Origin of the sequence: Vibrio sp. TBV020, assembly GCF_046056895.1 — a bacterium.
Taxonomy (GTDB): domain Bacteria; phylum Pseudomonadota; class Gammaproteobacteria; order Enterobacterales; family Vibrionaceae; genus Vibrio.
The window spans coordinates 256,041-270,304 of record NZ_JBEEAQ010000001.1 but is presented as its reverse complement, the minus strand read 5'-3'; the positions used below and the strand labels follow the sequence as shown (position 1 = coordinate 270,304).

Here is a 14,264-nt window from a genome sequence, read left to right as displayed (position 1 = left end):
TATGATTTCGTTAAAAAGCCTGACCAAAGTCTTTGGTCAATCGAAAGTGGTTGATAGTGCCAGTGCTGAGTTTGAAAAAGGGAAGGTGACATCGATCATCGGGCCTAACGGTGCTGGGAAAAGTACCTTGTTATCAATGGCTAGTCGTCTTGTTAGTAAAGACCAGGGCGAGGTTTACATTGATTGTAAAGAACTGGGCGAGTGGGACACTAAAGAACTAGCAAAACGCTTAGCGGTGCTTCGCCAAGCTAACAACATTACAATGCGATTTACCGTTCGAGAGATGATTTCGTTTGGTCGTTTCCCATATTCTCAAGGTAAGTTGACTGAGGAAGATGCTGAGATTATCGATAAAGCGATTGAGTACCTCGATCTTTCGGATATTCAACATAAATACTTAGATGAGCTTAGCGGTGGTCAAAGACAACTTTCTTTCATAGCAATGGTGATGGCGCAAGACACAGATTACGTCTTTCTAGATGAGCCTCTGAACAACTTAGATATCAAGCACTCTCTTCAGATCATGCGCAATGTAGGCCGACTAGCACATGAAATGGACAAGGCGGTTGTTGTTGTGATCCATGACATCAACTTTGCTGCGTGTTACTCAGACAAAATTATCGCGCTTAAGAAAGGGAAGGTAGTAGCTCAGGGTAAAGTAGAAGAGGTCATTCAATCTGACATACTTGAGAGTATCTACGAAACGCCATTTAATATTATTGAAGTAGATGGCAAAAGAATGTGTACCTACCACTAGTGTAAAAAGTAAAAGAGGCCTTAGTGTAAGGCCTCTTTTTTAATCTTTCCGGTAGCAGCCGGAGCTACTTAGTCAGGTCTTCGATAATCGGACATTGACTATTTGCGTCACCGGGGCAAGCTGAAACCCAACTTTTAAGCTGACGTTCGATCTCTTTTAATTCTTTAATCTTCATCTCAACTTCTAACAGCTTCTCTTTTGCCTTAGCTTTAACTTCACTGCTTTTCCGATTTGGGTTTGAGGCCAGCTGAACGAACTCTTTACATTCAAGGAGCGAGAATCCTGCATTTTTTGCTCGAGAGATGAGGTTAAGCTCTTGAACATGTCGTTCTGAATACTCGCGGTAACCTGAATCACTGCGCCCTGGAGTAGTAATGAGTCCTTTATCTTCGTATAGACGGATAGATTTACTAGAGAGTCCCGTAAGCTTTGAGACCGCGCCGATGTTCATGATTTACTCCTACAGCTCAAGTCGAAAATGAAATACAGAGCTATACACTATTTTAACGACTTTTTAGGCACTAAAGCTACCTTGTGACGTATGGTGATAAATAAAAAGCCCACCTCGAATGAGATGGGCGGTGCTGAATGTTTCAGCAATTGGGACAGTAATAGCTTATAGGTAGTAACGAGCGCCGATTAGCCACTTGTCGTCAGTTTGGTTGTTGTTCGCATCGTTTAAGTCAAACTGGTATGCAGTGTAACCAACAAATTTAGGCGTAAAGTTGTACTCAGCTTGTAGCGCTAGCTCTTCACGAGCCGTTTCTTTTTGCGTGTTTGCAAACTGCTTGCCCTCAACCATTTCGTAGTTAACGATTAGGTTCAGGCTGTTATCAAGTGCGTAAGACGCAAGAGCTTCGTATGCGTTACTTTCAGCCAGCAGGGTAGTGCTGTTGTAGTTCATGTTTTCGTTATCAGCGTAAACACCTGCAAGGTAAAGGCCTTTACCGTAAGTACCGTATTTAACAGATACTAGGTGTGACTCAGCTGTGCGCTTTGCAGCACCGAATGTAGTGAAATCACCTGTGTTGTATGTGTAACCCAGAGTTGCACCGGCAATTGAGTAGCTCAACGCAGCTTGGATACGGTCATCGTACTTGTGGCCTGTTAGGACATCGTTTTCGTCAAGCGCACGCTCATCGTTTGCACCTTGCCAACCAAGACCAAAGTTAAATGCGCCAGCTTCACCGAACTCAAAACCATTACGGTAGCTGATCATTTTGTCGGCACGACCAGTACCTAGTGCACCGTGATTATCGTAGATAAATTCGTTTGCGTAAGCGATAGGCATATCCGCTACGCCAGCAACATCGTAGTACGGTGCCCACTGAGTACCAACAACCGCGCGGCCAAACTGATCGTGCGTTAGGCCAACGTAACCTAGACGTGTTGTGAATGCATTGTCGCCACCATCTAGGTAGTTAAGAGCCCATTCACCTTTCGCATCAGCAGTGAAGCCATTGCCTAGATCTTGTGTCGCGTTAAAGTTGATACGTGGCGAGTTAGTACCGACATCTGTATCGCCTTGTTCAGAGCCATTTAGGTTCGCTGAAACGTGGCCACCGATTGAAAAAGTCGTACCTTCTTGGTTGTACAATTCAACCGCGTAAACAGAAGTAGAAAGCGTTGCGATAGCAGCTGCTAAGATCGTTTTTTTCATAATAAAGTCCATATATATGAGCCGACAGGCTTTTTGTCATTCGTGTTTTAACGATGTCGCAGACTTTATATGGAAATATTATATAAAGGTTAAAAAATAAAATAAAACCTTCACATCTCATTTATATCTAATAAAATCAATGGCTTGATGGTGAAATGATTTGTTACATCATCTTTTTTTATACTTTTGTATTTATAGGTATTTTTCACATGAATAATCCAATTTGGTCATATAATGATAATAATATTCAAAGGGTTAGGATTTATTGCATACAACAATGAATTGTGAATGTTGGAAACGGAAATGGATGTTTTTAGGCGATGATATTTGCTCTTTTTGAGTTCGCTATTAAGGGAGACCTACTACGCTCAGAGGGGGGACACCATAAGCTTTTTTAAAAGCGTTTGTGAAGTTAGCAGGGTGGTTGTATCCGGCTTCGTACGCTGCTTCAGTAACGCTTACTAGGCCTCGTTCCAGATGTTGCTTCGCGATTTCTAGGCGCCTTTTTCTAATATAGCCATTGAGTGTTAATCCAACTTCTTGTTTAAATTTTCGCTGTATGTTGGAGCTACTCATGGCAAATTTGTTGGCTAAATCTTCAATGGATAGCGGTTGGCTGAGGTTGGATTCAATGTAACAAATAATCTCTTCTACTGATGTTGTGCTAATGGAGGTATCGTTAATATTTGAAGAGGCGATATTAGTGACTTCTAGCTGTGAAAGGGAAGCCTCAATGAACTGGAATGCGAGAGATTCTAGGGCAAGCTTTTCACTGAATGTATCCGCTTTGTGAAGCTCTAACACTCTATCAACCATAGTTGTAAAGTCATCACATAGGGGCAACTGGATTGAGTTCTTGTGACTAGCAATAAACTGGCTGACTTTACAGCGGCCGTTAGTTCGACTTTTTACCCAATCATTACTCATCATTAAATTGAGCTTCGTGACCTTATTGCCCTTGGTGATCTTACGTCGAAAACTAGCTGGTTGGGTAAGATTGACGATGGTTATTCTATTTACTGAATCTGACTTCAATTGAAATTCGAGGTCATCGTAACCAAACTCTAACTCTCCTTGAATCAGAATCGTGATGATCACAGACGCCGGAGCCATAGAAACCACATGCGAGTTTTGTAGTTCAATGCTTTGGCAGCCGTGGATAGAAACCTCTTTGCCGATTCTATGTGAGACGAATTTGCCTTCGACAAGAGCGGAATGACCTCTTTTGGTCTCTCCTACAATCAGTTGTCGCTCAGACTCTTCTATCTTTGTAGTTAGAGCAATCTTTCGAAGTCGTGACGCGTTATCACTGTCGGCTGCCATATGGTGTTCCTTCATAAGTGTTGTGCATTTCTGCATAACCTATTGTTCTTTTCGTTAATCGATAAGAACCATATCATACCTGCGAACTATTATCATTTACATTTAGGAAATGTCGCATGGAAAGGGTTAAGCAGCACCCCAAACGTATATCACTTCTTACCGTCGCAGTTTGTACAGCTTTAGCAAGTCAAGCTATGGCTGAAGACGTCACATACCTAGAAGATGTCGTAGTCTGGGGCACGAAAGTCTCTAGTAACACGGAATCATTAGGTGCGAGTGATATGTCTCTAAAACAAGCCGACCATATGTCGGATCTTCTTAGGGACGTCCCAGGTGTTGATGTGGGAGGTACACATAGTGTTAACCAACGCATCAATATTCGTGGTTTAGGTGAAACCGATTTGGATATTCGTCTGGATGGGGCGTCACAACACGCGAACATGTTTCATCACATTGGTAACCTGACTCTTAACCCAGACATTTTAAAAACGGCAGATATTCAAGTAGGCAACAATTCGGTGACTCAAAGCGGATTGGGCGGTTCGGTTATGTTTGAAACGAAAGATGCTCAGGATTTATTACGCCACGATGAAACATATGGGGCTAGGGTGTATGGCGGTTATGCAAGTAATGCAAGTCAACAAAGCTCGTTGACGCTATATGGACTACTCGGTGATAAGTTTGACGCTATGCTATACGGTCACATGTTAAGTAGGGACAATTTTGAAGATGGTCGTGGCGTTGAAACTATTGGTGTTAAAGGTGACACTTATAATGTGTTGGGTAAGATCGGTCACGAGCCGTCTGATATCCATAGATTTGAACTTGGTTACGATCTATATCGTGATAGCGGTGATTACAACCCTAGGCCCGATTGGTCCTCAGACGCGAACCAATCGCGCTCTGAAAATGAGTTAATTCCTACTGACTATGACCGTGATACTTTGACACTCTCATATGAACTGAAAGGGGAAGCGAACCGAGGAAAAGTATCAATTTACAGCAGTAAAACAGAAATCACCCGTGACGAAAGTAACGTGGTGAGCCGATGGCCAACTGACCGTTTGTCTATTAATACCGCTGAAAACAGAAACCGTGGGATTAATGCAACATTTCAGTCAGACTATCAACTCGCGAGCCGAGAAAATACCGTTACCTATGGCGTGGACTACATAGATAAGAACAGCAAAAGTGTTTACGGAGATACTCCTTATGCTGATGAAACCGCGATAAGCACGGCGGTATTTATTGAGAACCAGCTGTTTTTGACTTCAAGCTTTAACCTTACCGCAGGTTTACGTTTTGATGATTTTAAACGTGAAGCGGAAACAGGAACGAAGACATTTGATGATGTGACATGGTCGCTTGCGGGTGAGTGGAATGTGGCATCTGATTGGACATTATTTGCAAGCACTCGAAGCTTATTTAAAGGCCCTGAGCTACTTGAGTCCTTTATCAAATACCAAACAGTGGCGTACCTTTCTGATGACATCAAAGCGGAAACTGGTCAGAACACCCAAGGTGGGGTGCGCTTTGATAAACGCATCAATGAACACTTTATCAGTGCGAATCTGACGCTCTTTAAGACGGACATTGATGATTACATTGTCGCAGCTTATGACAATGGAACATCGGGATACAACATCTACAACTTAGGCGATGTTGAGTTTACAGGGTTTGAATTGAGTGCGAATTATGGCTACGAGAACTTTAACTCGAAGGTGTCGTATTCTAAATCTGACAATGAGGATAAAACGAATGGCGGACCTGTATTAGATACTGTTGGTCGTTCCGCTCGAAGTCTTGATATTGGCGACAGCATTGCGGTTACCTTCGATTATCAAGCCGATGCGATTGATACTATCTTTGGTTGGACATCGATTGTTGTTCTTGAAGAGGATAACGTATTGGATGGCGCATCAGTCAAAGAGGGGTACGATGTACATAATTTCTACGCTCAGTGGATCCCTTCTGATGCGGAAGACCTGTCCGTTACTTTCGGTATTGATAATATTTTTGATGCGGCTTATGCATCCCACGCCTCTAAGACCGGTCTAGTCGGAGATGTTAGAGCTGATGATTATGAACCAGGGCGTAACTTCAAGCTCTCAGCCGCATACCAGTTTTAATTTTTACCATTAGGTGTTGAACATTTGCTGCCTCAATTGAGGCAGCTTTTTTATATCTGTGATGTTGCGGCTAGTGGGTAATTGTTGGAGTCACGGCTTAGGGTCCAGTTAATGACACGTTCGAGTGGCAATCCTGGGCTGTAATAAAAGCCCTGTAAATAGTCACAGCCATGTTCTTTGAGTGTGTTTTCGACTTCCTGATGCTCAACCCCTTCAGCTACTACGGTATAACCGAGTCCATGTGCAAGCGAAATTGAATTCACAACAATTGAACGATTTCTCTCGTTTTTATTTAGCTGATAAACGAACGATTGATCGATCTTAATTTGATCAACTGGGAGATCTCGAAGCAGCGAGAGGGAAGAGAACCCAGTACCAAAATCATCTAGGCTAATTTTGAATCCCAACTTTTTTAGCTTCTCGAGTAACGTGGTGGGGCTACGGAGACGGTTTATCGCTGTGGTTTCGGTGATTTCCAATACCACCATTTTTGCAAAGTCTTTGTTTACAAACGCCAGTTGGCCTAATTGACTTTCTAGGTTTTTACTCATGAGGTCTTTCGCTGAAAGATTGACATGAATAGGGCAAAAAATGCCCGCATCGGTTAACCGAGTAATATCCTGGGCAACCCGCGCCAGCATCCACTCTGTTACGGAAGTGATTTTGTTACTTTGCTCGGCAATGGCGATAAAATCGACTGGGTTTATTGGGCATCCATCTTCATCTAACCAGCGCATTAAGGCTTCATAGCCACAAACGACATCACGCTTTGCACAGATGATTGGTTGGTAAAATAGTTGAAAGCTATCTTCTTCTAGCGCGCGATCGATTTGGCGAGAAATTTCGAGCTTTTTACGCGCATCTTGAGACATGTGTGAAGAGAATCGAGCGACCTCATTGTCAGATGCTTTTGCCCAGTACATTGCGACGTCGGCAGCATTAATGATTTGGTCGGCATTGTTACCATGGTCAGGGTATGCACTAATTCCAATTATCGCACTGCTGGTAAGTTCAAACCCATCGATTGAAAAGGGACGTTTAAGCATTTGGTTGATTTCATCAGCAACCTCCAATGCTTGTTCGGATGTTCGACTTGGTAGGATGGCGATGAATTCATCACCCCCAATACGAGCTAGGAAGTCACCTTTATCGAGGTTAGCTCTGACTCTATTCCCAATTTGAATCAAAAGTTGATCCCCGCAGAAATGTCCCATCCCGTCATTTACTTGCTTAAAATTAACAATATCGAGCAGCATTAACTGAAAAGAAACATCACCATCGAGTAGAAAATTGATCGTCTCAATACAATGTTTTCTGTTTGGTAAGTTCGTCAGAGGATCATGCAGTGCGTTGTGCTTTTCTTCTTCAGCCATGACATGTAGCTGGTGGATGGTTTGGAGACTGAACTTAGTGACGATTAAAACGAAAATGCTGCCTGAGAAAAGAATAATGGATAAACCAAACAGCACAGGGCTCATGGACTGCTCGAGTAGCAATGAACCAAGAACAAGTGAATAACCTAAGATGAAGCAGGCTATCAATGCACTCAAAAGTTTCCATCCAGTGTGTTTTGTTTTGATGCATATCTTTCTTGCGAGAACTAAACCGTAGAACAAGAAGAATATACCAATGATGATCAATGAGACCGCAAGTGTGAACAATCTAACTACCAAAGTAACAGTATAATATGTTGTTAAATTGTAGTAGACCTAGCGAGATTATCAAGCATGGTTTGTGGCTCTAAAGTAAGTAATAGCCAGAAATCCCTTGTTTATAAAGTTGTTATTAATTTTCCATGTCGAATTAAATCAACAATTGCTTTAGATCAACAAAAATTATTTATATTGTTGAATGTTTCAAATATAAGTTGAAAGATTCAAAAAATATTGAATAATGGCATCAACAATACAATAGAAGCAGTACGCTTCATCAAATTGCTCTGAAACAGGAACATACCCATGTCGAATTCGTTTGTGCTGGTCATTAACTCTGGTAGCTCATCTTTAAAGTTTGCAGTGATTGACTCTGCGTCTGGCGACGCAATTGTTAGTGGCTTAGGTGAATGCTTTGGTCTACCAGAAGCAGTAATCAGCTGGAAGTATAACGGTGAGAAAACTGAAGAAGCGATCAACGCACCAGACAATCATCACCAGCATGCAATCAATCGAATCGTAGCATTGATGGAAACTCTTGGTTTCACAAAAGATTTAGTTGCCGTGGGTCATCGTATCGTACATGGTGGTGAAAAATTCACTTCTACCGTACGAATTAATGATGAAGTTCTAGCAGAAATTGAAAACTTGTCTGATCTGGCACCGCTCCACAACCCAGCAGGCGCTAAAGGTATTCAAGCTGCTATGCAAGCTTTCCCAAGCCTACCTCAATTCGCTGTATTTGATACTGCATTCCACCAAACGATGCCGCAAAAAGCATTCACTGGTGCGATTTCAAATGAGCTATATAAAGAGTACGGTATCCGTCGATACGGTTTCCACGGCACTAGTCACTACTTCGTAAGCCGTGAAGCTGCGAAAATGCTGAACAAGCCAGTAGAAGAGTCTAGCTTTATTTCTGTTCACCTAGGCAATGGCGCTTCAGTGTGTGCTATCGCAAATGGTGAGTCAGTTGACACCTCAATGGGCTTTACACCACTTGCAGGCCTGATGATGGGTACTCGTTCTGGTGACCTTGATCCAGGCGTTATCGAGTTCCTAATCAAGAAAGGTTGGACTACTGAGAAGGTGTTTGAAACGTTGAACAAGAAGTCAGGCTTCCTAGGTGTTTCTGGCCTAACGTCTGACGCTCGCGGCATCCTAGAAGCGATGGAAAATGGCCATGAAGGTGCGAAGCTAGCATTTGAGGTATTTACTTACCGCGTGGCTAAATACATCGGCTCTTACCTAATCCCGCTTAGCAGCCTTGATGCAGTTATCTTCACTGGTGGTATTGGTGAAAACTCACTTCCAATTCGTCGTGAGATTCTAAACAACCTTAAACTTTTAGGTTTTGTTGAAGACGAGAAGGGCAATGAAGACGCTCGCTTTGGTAACGCTGGTATCATCGCGAAATCTCAAGTTCTTGATGCAGTGGCAATGGTTATTCCAACAAACGAAGAGTTTGTAATCGCACAACAGTCAGTAGAACTTCTGTAATAGTTTTAAAAGTTGGTTAAAAAGCGAGCCTAAGTGCTCGCTTTTTTACGTTACGAGTTACTACCTCACTTTTGCCCATATAGCGTTTACTGAAAGATCATCATGTAAAAGATAACCTTTTGGTTACCTTTACCCCCTTATCCTTATCACTGTTACTAAAATAGATAAGTGATATAGGGGAATACGATGAAACTATTAGCATCATTACTAACGACGGCGGCAATTACCGCTGCAATTTGGGGAGGCGTGGTAAATCAACCTGCAATGGCTGAAAAAATAGTTCCTGAAACGCTCGCCGAAACCAAAGAAAAACAGTCTAAAGCGTCAGCGTATTATTTACTTCCCGTCGTTTCCCGAACGGTAGCATTAGATAATGTTCTTTCCCTTTGGAGAGAATTTGAAAAGCAACTCCCTCTTCAAGAAAATTTGCCAACGTCATCTGATCGATTTGTGGCGCTATATAAAAACTTTAGCTCTGACTTTACACAAGCCGACGTCACGATTGGTGTAGGGTTAGATCAACGCGAGTCAAATAGCACGAGCCTTGAGCTACCATCTACACCAAATAAGCAGCAACTGTTAACCCGTGGCCAATATAGTGCCGCAGACCTAGAAAGTGCGTGGCAAGATATAAATTTCACTAAGCCAATTGAAGCGGTAGTAGAGACACACTACATAAATCTGCTAGGGCAACAAGAGTCTAGTCAACTCGTGGTTTACTACAAATAATCGTTTGAGAAGGGAATAATGATGGATTTTATGTCTCAAGTGTTTTCAGAAGCTACGATAATCTTCACTGAAGCGTGGGTTGATGATAATTTCGTGCTAATAGCTGCAGTCATATTCTTGATCGAACTTGTACGCTATGGCTTTAAGAAAAAACTAAGCTGGAATATGTTGGGTGACAGTGTCACCAACCTAGTTACCTTGGCTTTCTTAATATTGACGTTAATTTTCGTAGGCCTCGCTTACGTCGGGGCGTTTGTCTACGCTTACGAAAATTTCAGTTTAACTCAGCTACCCAATACTGGTTGGACGATTCTTGGCTGTTTGATCTTGGCCGATTTAGCTTACTACTGGGAACATCGTTTTTTGCACAGCAATGGATTTGCATGGGGTACGCATTCTGTTCATCACAGTTCGCCTTATTTCAATATATCGGTGGCGTATCGCTTTGGTCCGTTGGATTGGTTTTTTCCATTCTTTTTCCATTTACCTCTGATTTTGCTAGGCTTTAATCCCTTTGTTGTACTGATGTGTGAGACCATGGTGCAGTTGTACCAGACTCTGTTACACACTGAGACGGTAAAGAAACTGCCACGACCAATTGAAGCGATCTTTAACACGCCATCACATCATCGAGTGCATCATGCAACGAATAAACCTTACTTAGATAAGAACTATGCGGGTATCTTTATTATCTGGGATCGTCTATTTGGTACCTTTACCCGTGAAGAAGAAACAGTGAGATATGGAGTGTTCCCACGGATAAATTCTGTCAATCCAGTTAAAGTCTATTTACATGGCTATGCGAAGTTAGTGCAACAACTGTGGAAAGGGCCGAATTGGCGTTATCGCTTTAACCTTCTCGTTAAACCACCGATTTGGGCATGGCAGTATGAGCAAGAACAAAAAAGGAAATTGAATAAATGACCATTAACGCCCTGTTGATCGAAGATGATAAAGATCTTGCCGAAGCTATTAGTGACTATATGGAACTAGACGGTTTTGATTTTGATTTTGCGTATAACGGACAATCAGGGCTTAACCTTGCGTTGGAAAATCGCTACGACATCATATTAACCGATCTTAATATGCCAAAAATGGATGGCATTGATGTCTGCCAATCACTGAGAGATAAAGGCATTACAACGCCTGTACTCATGTTGACGGCAAGAGACACGCTAGATGACAAGCTAGTTGGGTTCGCAGCAGGTTCAGATGATTACTTAGTCAAGCCGTTTGCGATGGCTGAGCTTCAGGTTCGCCTTTTGGCATTGGTGCGAAGAGTGAAAAATCGAGTTGCTAACTTGAGCGTTGGAGATTTATCTCTAGACCTTGATAAACACCAAGCTGTGCGTTCAGGTAGGGTATTAAAGTTGCCTCCGGTGTGTTGGAAAATGCTGGTCTGCTTGATGCAAAATAGCCCTAATGTGGTGAGTAAAACTCAGCTAGAAGATGAGGTTTGGGGGGATGATCTCCCAAGTGCAGATAGTTTGAAGGTCCATTTATTTAAGTTACGCCAAGTTGTTGATGCACCGTTTAATTCCAAATTGATCCATACCGTACATGGGGTAGGGATAGTGCTCCGTGAGGCGATAGAATGAAACGAGTTAGCATCCAACGAGACATTTATGTCTACTTATTTGGGCTACTGATTGTCTTAACGTCTGTCTATTTGCTGATGATTAATCAGAGCTATGAAGTTGGGTTAAAAGAGTCCGCGAAATATGGGTTTCTTTACGAAGTTAAAGTTGCCGAGCAGCAGTACCTTTCTAGTGGAGCTCTGCCTTCTTCTAATAACAAATCTTTACAGGTATTCACCGACTTAGAGCAACTTCCCACGGCTTATTTGGAACATTTCGATTGGTCTTCCTTAGAAACGGGAGTGATCTATGAACAATACGTTCCGGGAAAGCCAGGCGAGTATGGCCATTACTACTACGCTACCTACCAATACGTGGCAGAAAAACAGAGCTATCTTTATGTTGTTTCTGAATACGATGAGTCCATTTACTATCAACTCTATGAGCAAAGCCCTCCGGAGTCAGTAGACCAAGTTCACTCGGCTTTTTGGTTAATCGGGGCGTTATTGCTTTTGGTGTTCGTACTGATCCGTTTCCTGATTCATCGCCTTACAAAACCAATTTTGCAACTATCGGATTGGTCGCGAGAGTTGGATCTGGAACAAACCGATAAGATACAGCACTTCCGCTATGCTGAGCTCCAACAATTAGCAAACCAGCTGGTGAAAAGCGTGGAATATCAACGGCAAGCGATTGAACGCGAGGAGTTTTTCTTACGAGCGGCCAGCCATGAGTTAAGAACCCCCGTTGCCACGATTTCTGCGAGTAGCGAAATGCTAACCAGATTATCCGAGTCAATGGGTAAGAGTGGGCAACGGGCAGTTGCTCGTATCAATCGTTCTATCGTAACAATGCAGAATTTAGTCACTTCGCTTTTGTGGATGAGCCGCAGCCAACAGCTAGACGTTAATATGGGTGAAGTTGACATGAAAGCGACAGTTGAGGAAGCGCTTTCCAGTCATCGTTATTTAGCTGACGATAAAAAACTACAGGTCAATATTGCGGCGAAAGAGTCATGTATTTCAGCGCCTCTGCCAGTTGTTTTAGTCGAAGTCGTTATTAATAATCTTGTTCGAAATGCTTTTCAGCATGCCTCTGAAGGGGACGTCAATATAGCCGTCTTCCCTGATAGGATTATCGTCTCCAACGCTGTTGAGAAATCAGACCAAGAGAGTACAACGAATTCATTTGGTATTGGGCTCCTGCTTATCGAACGTCTTTGTCAGCATAAGCAGTGGAACTTCAATCATTACACGGCAGAGCAGCGCCATCATGCCTGCGTTGAGTTTATTCCTTCACCTTCTTCCAAATAGGTAACCAAAAGTTAACTATTACCTCTCTACAATGGCTCCTAAGTTAACCACTAGGAGTCATCATATGAGCACTTGGATTCTTGAAACTATACTTTGGGCTGCTGTTACCTTAGCCGTATGTGGCGCAATTTGGGGAGCCACTTTGCCAAACATCTTAATTGCGTTGGGCGTTTCTGTCGGTGTTTCTCTGCTTTTCGGCAATAGCTGGAGAAGCTAGAAAAGGTCTATCTACCGCTAAGGAGCAAACATGAAAATTTATCTAATCAAAGCATCCGCTTGTAGTGACTATTCAAAATACAAAGCTGAAACTGGTGGTCCACCGCAAAATATATTTGCAGCCGCAGCGGCTACACCAAAGTTGTACAAATTAGCCATGGTGGATGAAACCATTGGAGCAAAAGCTGAACTAGACACAAATGCGGATCTGATCGTGATATTTATGTCTACTCCTGATGCCTATCGAGCCTACGAGCTCGCCAATGAATATAAGAAGAGAGGTAAAACAGTATTATTAGGTGGGTTACATACTCGGTTTAACCCAGAAGAAGCAGCGCAATATGCAGATAGCTTGATTATCGGAGAAGTTGAAAACTACTGGGCTCAGCTACTCCAAGATGCAGAATTAGGCACACTTGAACCTATATATCAAAGTTCTCATCCTGTTGACCTTGGAATCTTAAACCCATACCCGACGGACATTATAGACCCATCGGTGTATAACTATATTTGGTCGGTAGTCGTTACGAGGGGGTGCCCATTCCAGTGTAATTTTTGCCTAGTACCGAGATTCTTCAGTAAATATCAACAAAGACCGATTGAGAAGATCGTCAGTGAGTTAGAACAATTAAAAAGTATAGGAATAGAGTGGGTTGAGCTTCACTCAGACAATCTAACTTATGATCGTGAGTACGCTATGGCGCTATTCAAAGCGATTGAGCCATTAAATATGAAGTTCTATGGTGAAACAACGGTTCTGATTGCTCGTGATAAAGAGCTACTTCGCACTGCAGCTAATGCGGGTTTTAAAGCAGTGCTACTAGGTATAGAAACACCTTCTGAAGCGGCATTAAAAGCACAGAAGAAGGGCTTCGTAAAACCATCCAAAATGAAAGAATACATCGCTGAGATTCGTTCGCATGGAATCGAGGTATGGGGTGATTTCTTATTTGGTTTTGATGAGCATGATGCTTCAATTTTCAAACAAACTCAAAAGTTTATCGAAGAGATCAAAGTGGATAAAGTGATCCCTCATTATATGATTCCATTTCCTGGCTCTGATTCGTTTGACAAATTAGAGCGAGAAGGGCGTATTCTAACCAGAGATTGGTCGAAATATGATGGTAGCCACCTTGTATACCAGCCGAGTCGTATGAGCGCAAAAGAGTTAGAAGATGGGCTTTATTGGATTTGGTACAAGCATACGAGTTTGAAAGACAGAGTAGCTGCGTGGCTTACTTAGGGGACAAGCAAAGCATGCATTAATACTCATTTCGCATACGGTCAATAAAGACTTCCAGTACTGATATTACGCTCATGGATGATGGTTTCAAATGTTTGTCTAAATAGGCATTTGGGACCATTACTGATGAACCCTTCATCAACGTGCTGGTCTGTTTATTGTAAA

General features: G+C 42.5%; 13 protein-coding genes. 9 read left to right on the top strand and 4 right to left on the bottom strand.

Going from position 1 to position 14,264, the window contains the following annotated elements; translation table 11 throughout:
• The first annotated feature begins 1 nt into the window (after position 1).
• Positions 2 to 757: an iron chelate ABC transporter ATP-binding protein VctC gene (vctC, locus tag AAFX28_RS01170; RefSeq protein WP_408684876.1), complete on the top strand. Its 756-nt coding sequence runs from the start codon at positions 2 to 4 to the stop codon at positions 755 to 757.
• A 64-nt stretch (positions 758 to 821) separates the two neighbouring features.
• Here the strand turns inward: vctC and cueR are convergent, their stop codons facing one another.
• The 3 genes from cueR to AAFX28_RS01155 form a co-directional block, all read right to left on the bottom strand.
• Entirely contained in the window at positions 822 to 1,208 is a 387-nt protein-coding gene (cueR, locus tag AAFX28_RS01165) for a Cu(I)-responsive transcriptional regulator (protein WP_408684874.1), read from the bottom strand.
• Positions 1,209 to 1,373: 165 nt separating this feature from the next.
• Positions 1,374 to 2,417 (bottom strand): porin, encoded by a 1,044-nt coding sequence (locus AAFX28_RS01160; protein ID WP_408684872.1) that lies wholly within the window; start codon positions 2,415 to 2,417, stop codon positions 1,374 to 1,376.
• A 348-nt stretch (positions 2,418 to 2,765) separates the two neighbouring features.
• Positions 2,766 to 3,740, bottom strand: a complete 975-nt coding sequence (locus AAFX28_RS01155; RefSeq protein ID WP_408684870.1) for a helix-turn-helix transcriptional regulator — start codon at positions 3,738 to 3,740, stop codon at positions 2,766 to 2,768.
• A gap of 116 nt (positions 3,741 to 3,856) precedes the next feature.
• On the opposite strand from AAFX28_RS01155, the gene AAFX28_RS01150 reads away from it, so the two are divergent.
• Positions 3,857 to 5,869 carry a TonB-dependent siderophore receptor gene (locus tag AAFX28_RS01150; protein WP_408684869.1) on the top strand — a complete coding sequence of 671 codons (2,013 nt, stop codon included), beginning with the start codon at positions 3,857 to 3,859 and terminating at the stop codon, positions 5,867 to 5,869.
• Positions 5,870 to 5,919: 50 nt separating this feature from the next.
• Here the strand turns inward: AAFX28_RS01150 and AAFX28_RS01145 are convergent, their stop codons facing one another.
• A complete protein-coding gene (locus AAFX28_RS01145) occupies positions 5,920 to 7,419 on the bottom strand; it encodes a putative bifunctional diguanylate cyclase/phosphodiesterase (RefSeq protein WP_408684867.1) in 1,500 nt (499 codons plus the stop codon).
• A gap of 408 nt (positions 7,420 to 7,827) precedes the next feature.
• On the opposite strand from AAFX28_RS01145, the gene AAFX28_RS01140 reads away from it, so the two are divergent.
• The 7 genes from AAFX28_RS01140 (at position 7,828) to AAFX28_RS01110 (ending at position 14,099) form a co-directional block, all read left to right on the top strand.
• Positions 7,828 to 9,021: an acetate/propionate family kinase gene (locus tag AAFX28_RS01140; RefSeq protein ID WP_408684865.1), complete on the top strand. Its 1,194-nt coding sequence runs from the start codon at positions 7,828 to 7,830 to the stop codon at positions 9,019 to 9,021.
• A gap of 186 nt (positions 9,022 to 9,207) precedes the next feature.
• The gene (locus tag AAFX28_RS01135) at positions 9,208 to 9,750 is read left to right on the top strand and encodes a hypothetical protein (protein WP_408684863.1); all 543 of its coding nucleotides are present in this window, start codon (positions 9,208 to 9,210) and stop codon (positions 9,748 to 9,750) included.
• A 21-nt stretch (positions 9,751 to 9,771) separates the two neighbouring features.
• The gene (locus AAFX28_RS01130) at positions 9,772 to 10,674 is read left to right on the top strand and encodes a sterol desaturase family protein (RefSeq protein ID WP_408686792.1); all 903 of its coding nucleotides are present in this window, start codon (positions 9,772 to 9,774) and stop codon (positions 10,672 to 10,674) included.
• Positions 10,671 to 11,348 carry a response regulator transcription factor gene (locus AAFX28_RS01125; protein WP_408684861.1) on the top strand — a complete coding sequence of 226 codons (678 nt, stop codon included), beginning with the start codon at positions 10,671 to 10,673 and terminating at the stop codon, positions 11,346 to 11,348. The genes AAFX28_RS01130 and AAFX28_RS01125 overlap by 4 nt, the downstream gene beginning before the upstream one ends.
• A complete protein-coding gene (locus AAFX28_RS01120; RefSeq protein ID WP_408684859.1) occupies positions 11,345 to 12,640 on the top strand; it encodes a sensor histidine kinase in 1,296 nt (431 codons plus the stop codon). The genes AAFX28_RS01125 and AAFX28_RS01120 overlap by 4 nt, the downstream gene beginning before the upstream one ends.
• Positions 12,641 to 12,704: 64 nt before the next feature.
• Positions 12,705 to 12,857, top strand: a complete 153-nt coding sequence (locus tag AAFX28_RS01115) for a hypothetical protein (RefSeq protein WP_408684857.1) — start codon at positions 12,705 to 12,707, stop codon at positions 12,855 to 12,857.
• 30 nt (positions 12,858 to 12,887) lie between these two features.
• The gene (locus AAFX28_RS01110; RefSeq protein ID WP_408684855.1) at positions 12,888 to 14,099 is read left to right on the top strand and encodes a B12-binding domain-containing radical SAM protein; all 1,212 of its coding nucleotides are present in this window, start codon (positions 12,888 to 12,890) and stop codon (positions 14,097 to 14,099) included.
• The last annotated feature ends 165 nt before the right edge of the window (positions 14,100 to 14,264 follow it).